Origin of the sequence: Bradyrhizobium sp. 187, assembly GCF_023101005.1 — a bacterium.
Lineage (GTDB): Bacteria > Pseudomonadota > Alphaproteobacteria > Rhizobiales > Xanthobacteraceae > Bradyrhizobium > Bradyrhizobium canariense_D.
In genome coordinates this window covers 1782480-1800600 of sequence record NZ_CP064693.1, presented here as the reverse complement: position 1 = coordinate 1800600, position 18121 = coordinate 1782480, and the positions used below count along the sequence as shown (strand labels likewise).

At 60.9% G+C, this 18121-nt stretch carries 12 protein-coding genes; 8 read left to right on the top strand and 4 right to left on the bottom strand.

Annotated elements, in window-relative coordinates; all coding sequences use genetic code 11:
* Positions 1-29 precede the first annotated feature (29 nt).
* Positions 30-842, bottom strand: a complete 813-nt coding sequence (locus IVB19_RS08625) for a response regulator transcription factor (protein WP_085349962.1) — start codon at positions 840-842, stop codon at positions 30-32.
* A 246-nt stretch (positions 843-1088) separates the two neighbouring features.
* Between IVB19_RS08625 and IVB19_RS08620 the strand changes: the two genes are divergently transcribed.
* Entirely contained in the window at positions 1089-1937 is an 849-nt protein-coding gene (locus IVB19_RS08620) for an MBL fold metallo-hydrolase (protein ID WP_247821320.1), read from the top strand.
* A gap of 30 nt (positions 1938-1967) precedes the next feature.
* Here the strand turns inward: IVB19_RS08620 and IVB19_RS08615 are convergent, their stop codons facing one another.
* The 3 genes from IVB19_RS08615 to IVB19_RS08605 form a co-directional block, all read right to left on the bottom strand.
* Positions 1968-2858 carry an aldose 1-epimerase family protein gene (locus IVB19_RS08615; protein ID WP_247470625.1) on the bottom strand — a complete coding sequence of 297 codons (891 nt, stop codon included), beginning with the start codon at positions 2856-2858 and terminating at the stop codon, positions 1968-1970.
* A 74-nt stretch (positions 2859-2932) separates the two neighbouring features.
* Complete coding sequence (locus IVB19_RS08610) at positions 2933-4345, bottom strand: mannose-1-phosphate guanylyltransferase/mannose-6-phosphate isomerase (protein WP_247470628.1); 1413 nt, start codon at positions 4343-4345, stop codon at positions 2933-2935.
* A gap of 24 nt (positions 4346-4369) precedes the next feature.
* On the bottom strand, positions 4370-5377 hold the full coding sequence (locus IVB19_RS08605; RefSeq protein ID WP_247821319.1) for an NAD-dependent epimerase: 1008 nt from the start codon (positions 5375-5377) through the stop codon (positions 4370-4372).
* Between the two features lie 382 nt (positions 5378-5759).
* Between IVB19_RS08605 and IVB19_RS08600 the strand changes: the two genes are divergently transcribed.
* The 7 genes from IVB19_RS08600 (at position 5760) to IVB19_RS08570 (ending at position 18121) form a co-directional block, all read left to right on the top strand.
* Positions 5760-6845, top strand: a complete 1086-nt coding sequence (locus IVB19_RS08600) for a glycosyltransferase family 4 protein (RefSeq protein ID WP_247821318.1) — start codon at positions 5760-5762, stop codon at positions 6843-6845.
* A gap of 221 nt (positions 6846-7066) precedes the next feature.
* Positions 7067-8242, top strand: a complete 1176-nt coding sequence (locus IVB19_RS08595) for a glycosyltransferase (protein ID WP_247821317.1) — start codon at positions 7067-7069, stop codon at positions 8240-8242.
* A 34-nt stretch (positions 8243-8276) separates the two neighbouring features.
* Positions 8277-9623: a cellulase family glycosylhydrolase gene (locus IVB19_RS08590; RefSeq protein ID WP_247821316.1), complete on the top strand. Its 1347-nt coding sequence runs from the start codon at positions 8277-8279 to the stop codon at positions 9621-9623.
* A gap of 27 nt (positions 9624-9650) precedes the next feature.
* Positions 9651-10925, top strand: coding sequence for a glycosyltransferase family 4 protein (locus tag IVB19_RS08585; protein WP_247821315.1), 1275 nt, complete (start codon positions 9651-9653; stop codon positions 10923-10925).
* The gene (locus IVB19_RS08580; protein WP_247821314.1) at positions 10922-12313 is read left to right on the top strand and encodes a hypothetical protein; all 1392 of its coding nucleotides are present in this window, start codon (positions 10922-10924) and stop codon (positions 12311-12313) included. The genes IVB19_RS08585 and IVB19_RS08580 overlap by 4 nt, the downstream gene beginning before the upstream one ends.
* A 466-nt stretch (positions 12314-12779) precedes the next feature.
* Positions 12780-16694, top strand: coding sequence for an RHS repeat protein (locus tag IVB19_RS08575; protein ID WP_247821313.1), 3915 nt, complete (start codon positions 12780-12782; stop codon positions 16692-16694).
* Between the two features lie 302 nt (positions 16695-16996).
* Entirely contained in the window at positions 16997-18121 is a 1125-nt protein-coding gene (locus tag IVB19_RS08570) for an acyltransferase family protein (RefSeq protein WP_247821312.1), read from the top strand.

Below are 18121 nucleotides of genomic sequence, written 5' to 3'. Positions count from 1 at the left end.
GCCGGCACCGTTTCGTGCTGCGCCCGGCTCTAGAGCCGTTCGCTCAGCGCGAGCTTGTAGCCGACCCCGGTGACCGTGGTGATGACGGGCGTGCCGCTGCCGACGAGCTTGCGGCGCAGCCTCGCCACCAAGGCATCGACGGTGCGGATGTCGACCTCGGCCTGGCGATTGCTGACGACCTCGATCAGATAGTCGCGGCTAAGCGGCCTGCCGTCGGCACCGACGAGCGCTGCGAGCAGGTCGAATTCGGCGCGCGTCAGCGCCACCGGCTTGCCGTCGCTGCCGAGCAGCTCGCGCCGCGTCAGGTCGATGATCCAGTCGCCGAAGGCGATCGAATTGTGGTTGCGCGCCGCCTTGCGGTCGATCGAGCGCCGCCGCAGCACGCTTCGCGCGCGCGCGAGCAGATCGCGCAGATCGATCGGCTTGGTGACGTAGTGGTCGCCCGCGACCTCGAGGCCGAGGATGCGATCGACGTCGGTGTCGCGGCGGGTCACGAAGATGATGCCCGCGTTGCTGGTCGCCTGGATCTCCTTGGCGAGATCGAAACCGTCGCCGTCGGGCAGCTGCACGTCGAGGAAGACGAGATCGGTCCGCGTCCGCAGCGCCTGGCGGCATTCCGCGCAGGAGCTTGCGCCGACCACGTCGAAATTGTTCTCGCTGAAATAGCCGACCAGCATCGTCCGCGTCACCGGATCGTCCTCGACGACGATCAGCCGCTCGCGGCCAGCGACACGCAATTCCTGGACTGCGGAATCAGCCACGATGTTGGATGTCCTGTGTGCTTGCGGGCCGACCTCGAAGCTCAGGTCGCCGAGCGCGCCGTCCTGTGAACGTACATTCACGACTGTTCGAGCCCCCTCGAATTGCCTGCTGCAATACTAGGCGCGTTATCGCGCCCAAACAACATTGGTCACGATCTGGCCGTATTAAGTATGAATTGGCCCACACTTCTCGTCCCGCGCATCATGTTCGGGAGCCCCGCACAAGCGGTTGTTGTGGGGGCTGACGGCCGTCCCACGGACGCTTGCCTCGCCAACCGCTTCAAATCTACTGTAACGCCCGAAAAGTCTGCCCCAGGAGGTGGCGCCATGGAAGTCATCCTGCTCGGCACCGGCGGCCCGCGCCCGGACCCGCGCCGCATGGCGACGACAACGCTGATCAGGCTCGGCGAGGAAAATATCCTGATCGATGCAGGCCGCGGCGTCATGGTGCAGCTCAACAAGGCCGGCGTGCCGCTCGGCTCCATCAACACGGTCTTTCTCACCCATCACCATTTCGACCACATTGGCGACCTCTACGACGTGATGCTCAATTCATGGATGCACGGGCGCAAGGACGATCTGCGCATCTATGGACCGCCGGATACCGAACGGCTCGTCAATACGCTGGTCACGCAGGTCTACGACAAGGACATCGCCTGGCGCGATCAGGGCGAGCCGAGCTTCGGCGGCTGGAAACCTGTCGTCGCGACCGACATTATACCGGGCCCCGTTCGCGACACCGGGCGCTGGAAGATCAGTGCAGAACTCGTCTCGCATGGCGACGGCCTCGACATGTCGCCGGCCTTTCTCGCACGTTGGATGTGTCTCGGCTATCGCTTCGAGGCCGAAGGCAAGGTCATCGCAATTTCCGGCGATACGGTGCCCTGCCCCGGTCTCGAACGACTGGCTGAGGGCGCCGATCTGCTGGTCCAGTGCTGCTTTCTCGCCACGCCGGAGATCGACAACGAGCACCTCCGCCGGCTTGCGAAATTTACGATCGCCTGCGGCGATACAGTCGGCAAGGTCGCGGCCAAGGCCGGCGTCAAGAAGCTCGCGCTGACCCATCACCGGCCTCGCACCGATGATTCCATGCTGAATGCGCTGCTCGCGGATGTCAGGCGGGACTACGCGGGTCCTGTCGTGCTCGGCGAGGACCTCACGCGGATCGAGGTCTGAGAACTCGAGATGCGCGAAGGCCGTGCGGCCTCAGGCCGATCCGACCTCAACCCGAAACGACAACTGCTCTTCCGCTCCGGGCGCGATGTGCATCAGGCCCGGCTTGTCAGTGAATTCGCCGTCGAAGCCGGCGGGACTGGCATAGCCGCGCCAGGGCTCGATGCAGAGGAACGGCGCGCCCGACGGTTTCGACCAGACGCCAAGCTCGCGAAAGCCGCGCCATGACATTTTCAACCACGGCCCGGTGGACGCGCCCTGCTCTGCGGCATAGCGGACCGAAGTGCTCGCGATCCGATCGAAGATGATTGCGTCGTCGACGAACATGGATTCTGACAAGGGCAACACGGAGCCTTGGACCGGGCTCGGCTCCGTTGCCGGACGCAGCAAGCCGCCGTCGAGACGGCGGACCGGAGATGGCTCTGCGTTCGCGAAGCTCAGCGCGTAACTCTCCTTCGCCAGTCCTGGTTGCAGCGGCCAGTTGAAAGCCGGATGGCCACCGAGCGAGGCCGGCAATATCTCCTTGCCGGTGTTCGCGACCACGAGTGAAAGATCGAGACCGGATTCGTCGAGCGCATAGGTTGCCGTCAGGCGGAACGCAAAGGGGTAGAGCGCGCGCGTCGTCTCGCTGTCTTCGAGCACCAGGATACAGCGACTTTCGCCACGTTCCACCCACGCAAAGCGGCTGTCACGCGCGAAGCCGTGCTGGGTCATCCGGTAGGTCCTGCCCCGGTGCCGCAATTCGTCATTGGCGAGACGCCCGACGATCGGAAACAACAGCGGCGCATGGCGCGGCCAGGCCGGCTCCGCCTGCCATACGAACTCGACGCCGGCATCGCTTGCCAGCGAACACATCTCCGCGCCTTGCGCCTTGATGGTCGCGGTGAGCCCGCCGCAGCGGATCATATGCGTGTCGTCGGTCATAACAGCCTGCTCCGATCATCGCAGTTCGCAGGACAATTTCTAAATGTTCGCGGAATGTTGGAGCGACATTCTGCTCAAGAGCGCTGATAGTCGTCTTCAATCCGGATGATGTCGTCTTCCCCGAGATAGCTTCCCGTCTGGACCTCGATCAGCTCCAGCATGATTTTACCGGGGTTCTCCATCCGGTGCACCGCGCCCATCGGGATGTAGATCGACTCGTTCTCGTGCACGCTTTTGACGGTCTCGTCGACGGTGACGCGGGCGGTGCCGCGGACCACGATCCAGTGCTCGGCGCGATGATGGTGCTTCTGCAGCGACAGACGCCCGCCCGGCTTCACCACGATGCGCTTGACCTGGTGGCGCTCGCCATTGTCGACCGACTGGTAGCTGCCCCAGGGCCGATGCACCTTGAGGTGCTCCTCGGTGACCTTCGGTGCGACCGCCTTGAGTTTTGTGACCAGCCGCTTCAGCCCGTTGGCGTCCTTCTGACGCGAGACCAGCACTGCGTCCGCGGTCGCCACCACGATGAGATCGTCGACACCTTCGAGCGCGACCAGCGCAGAGTCGGTGGTGACGTTGCAATTGCGGCTATCCTCGAACACGGCACTGCCATGCGAAGCATTGCCTTGCGCGTCCTTGTCCGACAATTCCCACACTGCGTGCCAGGAGCCGACGTCGGACCAGCCGCACGACACCGGCACCACCGCGGCGCGCGCGGTCTTCTCCATCACCGCATAGTCGATCGAGATCGCCTTGGCCGCGCCGAACGCCTCGGGCTCCAGCGTCACGAAGCCGAGATCGCGACCGGCATTGGTCACGGCATTGGAGATGGTCTCCACGCTCGCCGCATCGACCTTGCGGTATTCGTCCAGCAGGACGCTGGCCGGGAACATGAAGTTGCCGCTGTTCCAGAGATAGCCGGAATTGACGTAGTCGGCCGCCTTCACCGCATCCGGCTTCTCGACGAAGCGCGCGACCGCGTGCACCTCGCCGGAAATGACCTCGCCCGGGCTGATATAGCCGTATTCGGTCGCCGGCCGCTCCGGCTTGACGCCGAAGGTGACGATGCGCCCGGCGCTCGCGGCGGTGAGGCCCTGGCGGCACGCCGCGACGAACGCGGCATTGTCCTGCACCACGTGATCGGCGGCGAGCGCGAGCACGATCGCCTCACTGGCGCGGTTCTGCGCAAACACCGCGCCGGCGGCGATCGCGGGGCCGGAATCGCGCCGCATCGGCTCGAGGATCACGTCGGCTTCAATGCCGATCTCGGCGAGCTGCTCCAGCACCATGAAGCGATAAGACGCATTGGTGATGACGATCGGGCGATCGAACAGCGAGGCTTCCGAGACGCGCAACAGCGTGTCCTGGAAGGTCGAGCGCGTGCCGAACAGCGGCAGGAACTGCTTGGGCCGCACCTCGCGCGAAGCCGGCCACAGCCGCGTTCCGGCACCGCCGCACATGATCAGGGGGATAATTTTTTGGGACACGTGTGAGCTACTCAAGAGAGGGGTTTATACGCGGTGATAATTTCGATACCATTCGACAAAGCGGCCCAAGCCATCCGCGAGCGGCGTCGAGGGCGTGAAGCCGACGTCGCGTTGCAGGGCCGAAATGTCGGCGCGCGTCTCGAGGACGTCGCCAGCTTGCATCGGCAAAAGCGTGCGGATCGCGGGCTTGCCGATGATCTTCTCCAGTGTCTCGACGAACTCGATCAAATTGACCGAGCAATTGTTGCCGATGTTATAGACGCGATACGGCGCATAGCTCGACGAGTTTTCCGGTTGCTCGGCGTTCCACGCGGGATTCGGCGTCGCGGGACGATCGAGGGTGCGGATCACGCCCTCGACGATGTCGTCGACATACGTGAAATCGCGCCACATATTTCCATGATTGAAAAGCTTGATCGGCTCACCCGCAAAGATCGCGCGCGTGAAGAGCCAGGCGGCCATGTCAGGCCGGCCCCATGGACCATAGACAGTGAAGAAGCGAAGTCCGGTCACCGGCAGCTTGTGAACATGTGCGAACGTGTGCGCCATCAGCTCGTTGGCCTTCTTGCTCGCGGCATAGAGGCTGACCGGATGATTGACCGAATGCTCGGTCGAATACGGCAAGGTGCGATTGGCGCCATACACGGAGCTCGACGAGGCGTAGACGAGATGCGCCAGACCGTGGCGCCGGCCCGCTTCGAGCACGGTGACGAAGCCATCACAATTGGCGCGGATGCTGGTGATGGGATCGTCGATCGATGCGCGTACGCCGGGCTGCGCCGCAAGGTGCACCACGCGGTCGGGCGAGACCTCGTCGAACACACGCGTCACCGCAGCGAAGTCTGCAAGATCGATCTCGTGGAATGTGAAAGCATCATGCTTGAGCGTCTCGAGGCGAGCGCGCTTGAGCGCCGGATCATAGTAAGGGGTCACTGCGTCGATGCCGACAACCCGTTCCCCGCGCGCGAGCAAGCGCTCACAGACATGCATGCCGATGAAGCCGGCAGCGCCGGTAACCACCACGGGGGCCAAAATAAACTCCGTTGTTCGTCCTCATATACCGCATTGCCAGACTGAACCGGTAGAGGCAAGGGTTCAGCATTGGAGAACAGTCCCCTCGCATCGGCAAGCTTAATGCCGGGCGCTTCGGATGTAAGCCTTCCCAAGTTAACCAGACGGGAGCGCCCTCTGCCTGCCGACGCAACATCAGGCGTGCGTCCATAAAAGGCTCCCGGCTGCCCGGCAAGACTTTCAACAAGTGTTCCCGGGGAGCACCGAACGAACAGCGCGATCACGCGGCCGATGCCGTCATAATTCCGTGCCTTCAGGCTGCTTCTTTCCGTGCTCACATTTGGTTCGAAAGCACACATCGCGACCCACGCGTTGTGGCATCGACAACCCGAACGGCACAAAATTGAAGCTTTTCATCAACGGCCGCTTTCTCTCGCAAAAGCTGACCGGCGTTCAGCGTTATGCCGCCGAACTGGTCAAAGCGATCGATGCCCTGCTTGCGTCCGACCAATCGCCCGCTGCCCTCAAAGGAGCCGAGTGGCAATTGCTCGTGCCGAGCGAGACGAGCGAAGCGATCAATCTCGCCCACATCAAGGTGCGCAAGATAGGACGGTTGAGCGGACATGCCTGGGATCAGATTGAACTTGCGCGCGCCGCCGCTGGAGGTCGCTTGATCAGCCTAGCCAACGCCGGACCTGTGTTTCATCGTGATCATATCGTCGTCATCCACGACGCACAGGTCTTCCGCCGGCCCGATTTCTTCAATTGGCGCTATTTGGCCGTCCACCGCACGATGGGCCGCCTGCTTGCACGCCGGGCCACGATCGCAACCGTATCGGCCTTTTCTCGCAATGAACTGGCTGCAATGCTTGGCCTGTCGAAAACAGACATTCCGATATTCCCCAACAGCGCGGAGCATTTCGCGTCCACCACGCCTGATCCCGGTATTCTCGACCGACTAGGGCTTCAGCCGAGAAAATATTTTCTCTTTGTCGGCTCCAGAACCAAGAACAAGAATCTCGCCGTTGCAATCGAGGCCGCGCGGCTACTCGAACGAAAAGACGTTCCGCTCGTCATTGTTGGCGGAGATAACAGCAAGGTATTTCAAGACAATCTGGGCGAGAGCGAATCGGGCCTGCTTTTGGCAGGACGCCTGGCGGACGGCGAGATTGCAGCTCTGTATGCACACGCTCTGGCGTTTGTCTTTCCCTCTCTTTACGAGGGCTTCGGTGTCCCGCCACTTGAAGCCATGATCTTCGGCTGTCCGGTCATAGCCTCGACGGCTGACGCGGTGATGGAAACGTGCGGCGAAGCAGCTGCTTATTTTTGCGCCAACGATGCTCGAGCGCTGCAACAGCTTATGCTCGAAAGGTTGGCAATCGGCGCAATCTCTGATCAGGAGCGCCGAAAGCAACAAGATCGTCTTGCATTATATTCGTGGCAAGAGTCGGCGCGAACACTGTTGGATTTTCTCGCGTCGCGCGCATAGCGAGGCGCCGCCGGTTTAGCAGAAGCGCTCAAATTTGTGCGCAGTTGTCTCGATCACGATGCTGACAGCGGCTCGGTATCCAACGGGTTCCATGCGCACGTCCGACTTCGACGGACGCGAGCTTCACATCGCGGCGCAACAACACCACACCGCTGCCCAAATCTCGCTATGGATTGGATGGATTGTGATCGCATCCGTTGATGCTCAATTAAGGATGCGCCATGTCGATCTTCCCAACTCAATCTTCCGCAAGGCAGGCGGTGAAGGTGCTGCATGTCGCGGAAACTATCCGAGGTGGGATAGCGAGCTACCTGAACGAATTGCATCCGCAGCAGCAAGCGAGCTTCGGCGCGGAGAACGTGCACTATGTTGTGCCATCGGATCATCGCCACGACCTCGTCGGAATCGATGACAGCCAGATCACGACCTTCGACAGATCGGGCCGCAGCATCGCCGGACTATTTCAGATGCTGCGGGCGAGCATGCAGGCGCTCGACGCCTTCAAGCCCGACGTCGTGCATCTCCATTCGTCGTTTGCCGGACTCGTTCTCAGGCCCGCGTTGGCGGCTCGTTCCGAAGGTCCTCGCGTCGTCTATTGCCCGCATGGCTGGGCATTCTCGCGAGAGACCGGCCGCCTGAGCCATCTGGCGGCAAAAGCTGCAGAGACGCTTCTGGCCCGCACGTCGGATCGTATCATCTGCATTTCCGGCGATGAATTCAATGAAGCGGTCCGGGCGGGAATTCCGACCGACCGTCTGACCCTGGTGCACAATGGCATCTCCAAGAGCCGCCCACTGCCCTACGGCGTTGCGACAGATTGGACTTCAAAGAAGGCCAAGGTCCTTTTCATTGGCCGTCTTGATCGACAAAAGGGCTTCGACCTTCTGATCGAGGCCGCACGATCCCTCGAGGATGTCCTGGATGTTCGCATTGTCGGCGCCTCCGTGGTCAACAAGTTCGACGGAGCTGCGGTTCCCGCCAACGTCTCGCTGCTAGGCTGGCTGGATCGTCAGCAGATCGAGGCTCAGCTGGAGGCGGCCGATCTCGTCGTCATCCCGTCACGATGGGAGGCCTTCGGCCTCGTCGCTCTGGAAGCGATGCGCGCGGCCAAGCCCATCCTGGCCTTCCACAGCGGAGCGCTCCCTGAAATCGTCGTTGACGGCGTCACCGGCGTGCTTTGCGAACCTGTTGCGGTTCAACCTCTCATCGACGGCTTCCGACGGATGCTCGATCTGGATCTCAAGGTCCTGGGACAACGCGGCTACGATCGCTTCAAGCAGTTTTATGACGTCCAGAAGACACACCGCCAATTGCACCAGGTCTATGTCGAACTCCTCGACGACAACAAGAGCGGAGTCGAGCAGAACGTGGCACTGGACCTCTCGAAGCCTTTTTGAGGTGAGTTGCGGCAGGCGAGACATGATGAGGGGTATGATCCAGGCGATGGCAGGCCACCGCACCTTGGGTCGCAACAGGCTGCTCTGGATCGCGAGCCTCATCGCGTCTGTTTCTCTGTCTGTCCCGGCATGCGCCCAACAGGCTCAGACGCTTGAAAGCAGATTCCTGTTGGGTATCGGCACCCATCAGGGACTGGGAGGGCCGGTCAGTTCGCGAGGCTACGTGCCCTCCGTGAACGTCAGCCAGATCAAGCAACTGGGCTTTAACGCCTTCCGCGACGATTTTCCCTGGTCTGATTTCGAATTGCCTGGCCGTCGGATGGGCTTCACGCCGCGGTTGGGCAGGCTCGACGCGCAGGTGCAGTCCGGCATCGCCCGGCCGCTCCTCATCCTTGCATTCGGCCATCACCTCGTGCCGAACTCGTCGCCCCCGACGACGGACGAAGCCCGGCAGCGATTCGCGGACTATGCGGCAGCGGCCGCGCGATCGGTCGCGCCGCAGCGCCCGATCTTCGAACTCTGGAACGAGTGGAATCTGGCAGCCAAGAAGGACCCTGCATTCTCAGCCGAGAACTACCTGGCCCTCGCCAAGGTGGCACGGCCCGCGGTCAAGCAGGCGGTGCCGAATGCGCCTTTCGTCGTCGGCGCGATCGGCGACGATCCCGGTTGGACGTGGACGGAGAAGATGCTGCAAACCGGCATCCTTCAATACGCCGATGGCGCCTCGATTCATCTTTACAATTTCTGCATGGCGCCGGCGAAGCGCAATTCGACCGAGATTATCGACCGGCTCACGGCGTTTCATCGGCTGGTCGGCCAAGCGAGCGGCAATCCCGACTTCCCCATTTACGTGACCGAGACTGGCTGGACCACGGCTGCGAACAAATGTGGTGTCAGCGAGCAGGCCCAGGCCGATAACACGGCGCAGCTCATCCTGTGGGCCTCGACAGCGGCGCGCTGGCTCAAGGGGATGTGGATCTATGAGCTCAAAAATAGTGGTCAGAATCCAGCCGAGCTGGAGGACAATTTTGGCCTCTACGGTTTCGACAATTCGCCCAAACCCGTAGCCTGCGCGGCGCGTGGCGCCTGGGCATTCGTCCGTTCCACCCTAACCGCCGAACGAAGAAGCCTTGCCAACGGGGTGATGTCGATCGGAGCATCCTCCACCACCGGCGGCAAAATCGCGGTCTGGTCCGAGGATCCGGATCGACGCTACGAGGTCCGGATTAGAGGCGATCTGCCGGGCGCGACTTTCGCGGCCCCCTGCGATGCAACTGCAAGGCCAGCCTCCGGGATCTGGCTGCCGGTTTCGAGCACGCCGGTCCTGATCGCCGCCAATAATGACGCCATTCCCATACTGGATATACGGCCGACACGGTAATCGGATCGGCACAAAGAGGTTGACGCGATGAAGATCCTTTTGACATCCACACTTTATCCGACCCCGCAGGCACCGAAGATCGTCGGCGGAGCAGAGATCTTCGCGCGGAGATTTGCCGAGGGCCTGGCTCAGCGCGGCGACGAGGTCGAGGTGGTCCGCACCGCACCCACACCCGAACAGGGGCGTGAACTGTGCAACGGTATCAACGTCTATTCCGCACCGGTGCAAAACGTTTATGCGCCGTTCACGGAGCAAAAGAACGTCGTGACGCGAAGCATCTGGCATGCGATCGACGATTGGCAGATCCAGGCCCCGATGATCGCGGAGCGCATCCGCGCCTTCAAGCCGGACGTTCTGCATTCCAATAATTTATCGGGCCTGACCACGGCGATCTGGCGGGTCGCCGCCAAGCTCGGAGTTCCGGTCCTGCATACACTTCATGACTACTATCTGACGTGTCCACGCTGCTCCCGCTTCGACAAGGGCCACTCCTGCGAACGCACCTGTACGAGCTGCGGGATCCTGACGTACCACCGCAAGCGAGCGACGCATTGGCTCGATGCCGTGGTCGGCGTCAGCGAGCGCGTCCTGTCCATTCACACCGATATGGGCATGTTTGCCGAGACCCCAATCCGCACCGTCATCCGCAATGCCTCGACCGAGCCGCCGCGCTCGCCCTACCCGCGGCCTGTCTGCACGACGGAAGTGACGTTCGGCTTCATCGGACGGATCACCGAGGAGAAGGGCATCGACAATCTCATGCGGGCGCTTGCCATGCTGCCACCTGATCGGATCCGGATGTTGATTGCCGGCCGCCTGAGCGACCAGGAACAACAGCGGCTGAGAGCACTGGCGCCGCAGGCACGGGTCGAGTTCATGGGATTCGTATCTCCCGATGAATTCTACAGGCAGGTTGACGTCGTGGTCGCGCCATCCATCTGGCACGATCCTGGCCCGCTCGTCGTCGCGGACGCCAAGGCGGCGGGCAGACCCCTGCTCGGTACGCACTTTGGCGGCATGCCGGAGGCGATCGAGCATGGCGTAACGGGGTGGTTGACCGAAGCCGATCCACAGTCTTTGGCCACGAGCATGCGTGAAATCGCTGCGGACCCGCACAAGATCGACGAGATCAGCCGTCGGCTTATCGCCGACACGAACAAGTGGATCTTTTCCGACGTATTGTCGTCATACAAGAACCTGTATGAACAACTGCGTCAGCGACGGATGTCGTCCGTGCGCCCGGCAATAGCCGAGGCGCCACAAGCGCATGCGGTGGCAAAGAGTAGCTTCATTCCGAGATGACACGTCTCTTCGCGATCGCCGGCTACGTTTACCAAAGCGCAGCAGCGATTATCCTGATCTTTGTGATCAGTCACCTGTTGCCGGCCGCCGACTACACCAATTATTCTCTCGCAATGGCCTCGAGCCAGTTGCTCTGCGTCCTCATGTTCGAGTGGCTGCAGCTCGCGGGGCTGCGCTTTCTGGCGGCCGCCAAGGAGAGCGAGGCTGCTCGACTGCGATCGTCGCTCTTTGCAGCGGGGCTCATGAGCGCCGGCGCGCTCGTTGCCGTCGGGAGCTGCGCCTCCTTGATTAGCGGCCTCACGCCACGGCTGGTCGTCCTCGGCCTGAGCGTGGCCGTTCTTCAGGGCTCGACGGATTTGTATTTCTTGTCGGTACGTCTGTCGAACCGGCTGGGAACCGCCTCCTGCCTCCTTGCCTTGCGTGCGACAGCGCTTTTGGGCGGGGCGGTCTCGGGCGGAATGATCTCAGGCACGGCCGAAGCGACGCTGCTCGGCATCGCATTGGGTCACCTGCTTGGGCTCCTGGCCGGCCTCATCGCATATCGCACGCCGCTGGATCGCGTGTCGCCGCGAACAATGCTGGCTGACTGGAAAGACTTCTCGCGTTACGGCATGCTTGCGGCCGGCGCCTCCGTGATCCATTTGTCCGTGCCGGTCCTGCTCCGTATCATCGTCGTCGGGCGACTGGGCGCCACAGGAGCCGGTGCAGGATTTTCCATTGCGCTCGACCTGCTGCAACGTCCGTTCTGGGTCCTCAACGCGGCGATCCATACCGTGAGTTATCCTGACGTGGTCAATGATTTCGAGCACGGGTGCGCCACGACGTCGCGACAATCGACGCGGCACATGTTCGAGTTCATGATCTGCACAACTCTCGTCCTGCTGGGTGGGCTCGTCGCCTTCATTCCGGACGCGGCCCGCATCCTGGTTCCGCGGGAGAGCGTCGAGGGCTTCCTGGCGACGGGGCCGGCGGTCGCTGCTTTCTACTTCCTCCATACCCACCTGCAGGCGACGATCGCGGTCGTTCCCCACCTGGAAAAGCTCGCGATCAGGCTCGTCCTCGTCGCTGCCGGGCAGCTCGCAATGGTTGCGGCGTTCTCATTGGTTGCCGTCTGGGCCGGCCTGTCGCCACAAGCAGCCGTCGCCTGCGCCTCAATTGCCACGCTCGCAGCGATCCTGGCCGGGCTTGGCCCCACTGTGCGGTTTGAGGCATTCCCGCGCGGGTCATTGGTGCTTCAGGCGCTGGCGGCCGCCATCCTGATCGGGTCACTCGGCGCGATCCCGACCGAACCGGCGGCATGGCTCGCCGGCAAGATCGCGATTGCCGCGGTCGCAACGGCGATTGTCGGATGGCGCGGAGAATTTCTAATGTTGGGCCGTCGCAGCTAGTCACCGTGGGGGAGGAGCATCCGAACGAGCGCTGTGCGTCTGTCTCGACCGCCGTTCCAACACATGGAACATACCCCCCGGGTGCTCCTGCGATCGAGAAGCCTGACTTAAAGCGCTGCAACCAGCGCGATAATACCTTATTTCACTCGCATTGACCATTCGACGCGCCCAATTCAGTGGCTGCAGACCATACGGCCTCTCGCTTTCAATCCGGCAGCTGGATTCACCGGCGCGCATGCGTTTCAGCAGCGGCCCATTGAGAAATCTTGAAAGCGCCTTCCTGAGGCCATCCTGCCCGGGCATCGCATCGATATTCTACTGCACGACAGCGATTCGTTCCTACACAAGGAACTTCGCTTCGCTGTGATTTGTCGCTTCCATTTTTATCTGAAATTCACACTCGACAAAGAAGGTTGACCGCAAATCCCTGCGAGCAATTTCGTTCGCGTAGAAACTCGAGTGTGCAATGTCGTCAGATCAACCTGTCCTGTCCGCCAGCGGCTTCATTAACTCCATCGGCGTCAACACGCATGCCGGCTTCGGATGGACCGACTACAATAACCTCGCATTGATGGTCGATGATCTGAAGTATCTCGGCGTCACCCATTTGCGCGACGCGATGGGAACTAGCCCCGCCGCACAACCGGTCGTTGAAGGGCTGGCGGCTGCCGGCTACAAGTTCGACTTCCTGGTGTCGTCCGCCCTGCCTCAGCTCGGCGCCGCCGGCCTCCAGAACTATATCGTGTCGCTTGAGAAGTTCGTGGCGAGCCATCCGGGCAGCATCAGCGCCATCGAGGGGCTCAACGAGGCCAATCACCAGCCCTTCAGCTACAATGGCAGCTCGAGCCTTAGCGCCGCGGCCCAGTTCCAAAGCGCGCTCTATCAGGCGGTCAAGGCAGACGGCACGCTTGCCAGCATTCCCGTCATCAATTTGTCGCTCGCCTACAACGATCCCCAAGGCTACAGCCAGCTCGGCAACATGTCGGGCTCGGTCGATTTCGCCAATGCGCATGCCTATGTCAGCACCAGCTTGACGACCAGCAGCTCACTTGCTGCCACCTTGAGCGCCGTCTCGACCGCCGCGCCGGGAAAGCCCATCGTGATTACGGAGACCGGCTACACCACCCAAGCCAACACCCAATATCTCGGCGTCGACGAGACGGTGCAGGCCAAGTTGATCTTGAACACCCTGGTGGACGCCTACAAGGCTGGCGTGAGTGCGACCTATCTCTATGAGATGTTCGATCGGGACTCGTCTGCGAACAACACCGATCCAGAAGCCAACTTCGGCCTGTTCAACTCGGACGGAACGCCAAAGCTCGCCGCGACGGCGATCCACAACCTGACCACCATCCTGGCCGATGACGGCAAGGGTGGTCAGCAGCCGACTGGTCCGCTGAACTACACACTGAGCAACATGCCGGCCTCGGGCAACAGCATGGTGCTGGGCAAGAGCAATGGCGCCTACGAGCTGGTCGTTTGGGCGGAGCCGAAGCTCTGGAATGATGCGGCCGATGCCGAGATCTCCAATCCGACCCAGACGGTCACGGTGAACCTGGGCGGCGTGCATCATTCGGTCAAGGTGTACGACACGCTGACCGGGACCACCGCGATCGCGAGCTACACGGACGTCTCCACGATCACGCTTCCGGTCAGCGACCACCCGCTGATCATCGAGATCGACGCGCCTGCGACCACCCTGACGCCGCCGGGCACCCAAGCCAATGTGAGCGGCACTGCGGCGCAGATCGTGCCCCAATTGTCCGATTTGAGTTCGTCGACGACGCTGCAAGCCATTACCTTGACCGACACGCACGTCCTGCCGGTCGCCTCCCAAGCCACGATGGACTACATGATTTCCCATTACGGGAATGCGCTGTCCAAGATCCAGGGCGGATATTCGTTCTCAGTGACGACCTCGGCGCCTGGCTGGTCCAACACCATGACCTATGATGCGGGTGGTACGCTCGTGTCGACCTCCGACACCGGGCTGACCAGCGGCGGCGCACCCGTCTCCACGACCATCGTTTATGCGGACGGCGCTCAGGATCTGATCGGCTACACCGCAGGTTTGCGTAGCACCTTTGTGCACGTCGCCGCCAACGGCACGCGAACCACGGATAGCTATGACGCCGCCGGCCAGGTAACCAGCGAGGTTGTGCAAAAGACCGACGGTTACTATTCCACAACGGTTTACAGCAACGGGGTAGAATCGGCCGCTTATGTCCTGAACGCCGACCGCACCCAGGACAATTCCAGCTTCAACATCACCGGTCAAACCTTCACCACGCAGGTCCAGCATCTGGACGCATCTGGCAAAGTCACTTCGGTGACCCGAACCCATGCCGATGGATCCTTAGATTCAACCCAGCTGATCAACGCGGACGGCAGCAGCACGATTACGCTCTACAGCGCCTCAGGAGTTAAGCTCGTCGAAACAGACTATCATGCCGACCAGAGCAAGGACGTCTATACGTATAACATCATTGGTCAAAACTACACGACGGAGCACGATGCATACGACGCCAACGGCTTCCTAACAGGACTCGTGCGCAGCCATGCGGACGGCAGCCTCGCTTTTCAGCTGGTTCAATCGCCCAGTGGGACCAAAACAACCGATTGGTACGATGCTGGCGGCACACTCAGCACCGAGGTGGTGCAAAACGCGGACGGATATTACGCCACCACTGTTTACAACAACGGCATCAAGACCGCGGCCTATGTTGTGAATGCGGATCACACCCAAGACAATTACAGCTACAACGTGACGGGACAGAGCTTCACGACGCAGCTCCAGCATCTGGATGCTGCTGGGAAGATCGTTTCCGTGATCCGAAACCACGCGGACGGTTCGCTCGATTCGACTCAGCTGATCAACAGCGACGGCAGTGTGGTCATCACCAACTACAGCTCAACGGGCGACAAGCTGGTCGAGACCGACTTTCACGCCGATCAAAGTAAGGACGTCTTTACCTACAACATCACAGGTCAAAATTATGCGACCGAGCATGATGCCTATGATGCGACCGGCTTCCTCACCGCGCTCGTGCGCAACCATGCCGACGGCAGCCTGGCCTTCAAATTGCTACAAACTAGCGATGGCACCAAAACCACAGACTGGTACGACGCGGCGGGCGCCCTGACCAACGAAGTCGTGCAAAAGGCGAACGGTTATAGCTCCACCACGGTTTACGGCCAGGGCGGTTCCAAGCTCGCCGCCTACATCACCAACGCCGACCAGAGTCATGACAACTACAGTTACGAAATCGCCGGTCAGAGTTATACCACCCAGCACCAGCACCTCGACGGTTCCGGGAAAATTACGGAAGTGGATCGAACCCACGCCGACGGGACACTCGACTTTAGCCAGGTCATCAACCCTGACGGCAGCAGTGTCGTTACCAACTACAATGCCGCGGGCGTCAAGACCACCGAGACCGATACCCATACGGACAATTCAAAAGACGTTTTCCTCTACAACGTCCTCGGCCAGACCTACACCACGGAGCATGACACTTACGACAGCACGGGCTTTCTGACGAACATCGTCCGAACTCATGCCGACGGCAGCTTGGCGTTCACGCTCGCCCAGACACGGAACGGCACCACCACTTCGGATTGGTATGATAGCTCGGGGAGTCTCACGAGCGAAGGCGTGCAGAAGGCGGACGGTTACAGCTCCACGACCCTCTACACCAATGGCTTGAAGTTGGCCTCCTACATCAGGAACGCTGATCATACGAGCGACAACTGGAGCTACAACATCTCCGGTCAGAGCTACACGACCCAGCATCAGCACCTTGATGCATCCGGCAATATCATATCGATGACTAGGACTCACGCGGACGGCAGCTTGGATTTCACTCAGGTGATCAATGGCGACGGCAGCAAGCTGACCGACACCTATGACGGCTCGGGCACGAAGACGCAGGAGATCGCGAACAATGTAGACGGATCGAAGGACGTCCTGCTCTTCAACTTCAACGGACAACAGGGGCTGATCCAGCACGAGCACTACAGTGCGGCGAACGCACTGCAGTTCTTCGACGATATTAAGCCAGACGGCACCCACAACGCCACAGCGGTTGCGAGCGGCGTGGCGATCCAGGGCGGCGCCGGCAACGACCTTTTCTCGGCGGCGCCGAGCTCGACCACAATCGTCTACGATCACGGCCACGATCAGATCACAAACTTCAACGCCGGGGATTCGGCCGATCACGACATCATCCAAATCTCCAAGCTGCTGGCGCCTGATTACAGCCACCTCCAAATGACGCAAGCGGGCACGGATGTGACAATCACAATGGGGGCCGCCGACTCGATTGTGATCAAGAATATCGGCCTCGCCAGCCTGACCAGCCACGACTTTCTGTTTGTCTGAGGCTGTCGAAAGAAGGCAAATTTCTGGCAACAGTTTAGCGGTACTAAGTGGGCCGGGACCGTGTTCCCGGCCCGCGTCAGTCCGTGGATGAGATCGGTGTTCAAGCGTTGGGCGCTTGCTGCCGGGCGCGGCAGCCACAGCCTGATAAACGTTCTTTAGTTTTGCTGATTGCGCGACTAGCGTCGTCTAGGCAGTGCGGACGGCGCCACTCTTCGTTGGCGGCTTCTCCAGCCGCTCGCACGAACTTGCGTCACATTCGCCCTTTAGAAGACAGACTGGTCCCACGAGCTTGATGGCCCGATATGGAAAGTAACGAACCGCGACGATTTGTAGTTCTGGATTTCTACAGGTTCGTGGCCGCACTAGGCGTCTTTATCTTTCACCTCAAGACCATCGACGGCGGCATCTCCCCTGCCTGGAACGGCTCTTTCGGCTTGTTCGTCGACATGTTCTTCATCCTCTCGGGCTTCGTCATTGCCTATTCGTACCCGTCGACCTCGACGGACGCCCAATCATATTTTCGCTTCATGGTCCGCAGGATAGCGCGGATCTATCCCTTGCACTTTCTGGCGCTGCTCGTGTTTGGTTTGCTGTTGCTGATGGGCGTCAAGGGCGCCACGCCGCAGTCGAACGGGCCGGACTTCATCTACAATCTATTCTTGGTCCAGGCTTGGGGCGTTACCGATCATCTCAGCTTCAACTCGCCCGCTTGGTCCATCAGCGCGGAACTGTTCTGCTACCTTTTGTTCCCGGTTCTGATGTGTATCGCAGCGTCAGTTCGGCCCCTCGTCCTCGCCCTGATTGTTGCTCTGTCTTACGCAATCCTTGCGCATGCCTACCTACCGATATGGCATGACCGGTCGCAAATGTATGGGGCCAACTTTGACTACGGTATGCTCCGGGCAATGCCGAGTTTCCTGAACGGAGTGCTGCTCGCCGTTCTGTTTCGTCTCTCTGGCGATTACCGCAAGAAGCCCGTAATCGTCGGCGGGATCGTGCTGTTCCTGACGGCGGTTCTCGTTCTTAACGTCTACGCCAAGCCCGATCTTGCGATCATTCTGTTCTCTCTGGCCCTGCTCTTTACGGCTGTCGGCGAGAGCGCGTTCTCACGGTTCCCTGGCTCGGCGTGGCTCGGTCCGCTCGGGAACACGTCATATGCGATCTACATGCTCCACGAGCTCTTGATTATCATTCTGTTCGAGCCGGCCTGGCGCCATCTCGGACTCCAACCGGCCGCATTCCCCCTCTTCGTGGCTGTATGCTGCATCGTTCTCACGATTGTGGCGGGTCTCACCTATGCGTACGTTGAGAATCCGGCACGCAGGATGATCAACCGTCTTGCGCCGCCGCTGCCCCAACCGCAGATCGCACCAGAAGCGGACGCGGTGGAAGTTGGCGAGAGCTTGCGGGCTGCCACCGGGCGCTAG

What these genes read in the sequence shown, in the direction of transcription:
- IVB19_RS08620 (WP_247821320.1), top strand. Translation starts at nt 1,089, where the DNA reads ATGGAAGTCATCCTGCTCGGCACCGGCGGCCCGCGCCCGGACCCGCGC.
- IVB19_RS08615 (WP_247470625.1), bottom strand. Translation starts at nt 2,858, where the DNA reads ATGACCGACGACACGCATATGATCCGCTGCGGCGGGCTCACCGCGACC.
- IVB19_RS08595 (WP_247821317.1), top strand. Translation starts at nt 7,067, where the DNA reads ATGTCGATCTTCCCAACTCAATCTTCCGCAAGGCAGGCGGTGAAGGTG.
- IVB19_RS08590 (WP_247821316.1), top strand. Translation starts at nt 8,277, where the DNA reads ATGATCCAGGCGATGGCAGGCCACCGCACCTTGGGTCGCAACAGGCTG.
- IVB19_RS08585 (WP_247821315.1), top strand. Translation starts at nt 9,651, where the DNA reads ATGAAGATCCTTTTGACATCCACACTTTATCCGACCCCGCAGGCACCG.
- IVB19_RS08580 (WP_247821314.1), top strand. Translation starts at nt 10,922, where the DNA reads ATGACACGTCTCTTCGCGATCGCCGGCTACGTTTACCAAAGCGCAGCA.
- IVB19_RS08575 (WP_247821313.1), top strand. Translation starts at nt 12,780, where the DNA reads ATGTCGTCAGATCAACCTGTCCTGTCCGCCAGCGGCTTCATTAACTCC.
- IVB19_RS08570 (WP_247821312.1), top strand. Translation starts at nt 16,997, where the DNA reads ATGGAAAGTAACGAACCGCGACGATTTGTAGTTCTGGATTTCTACAGG.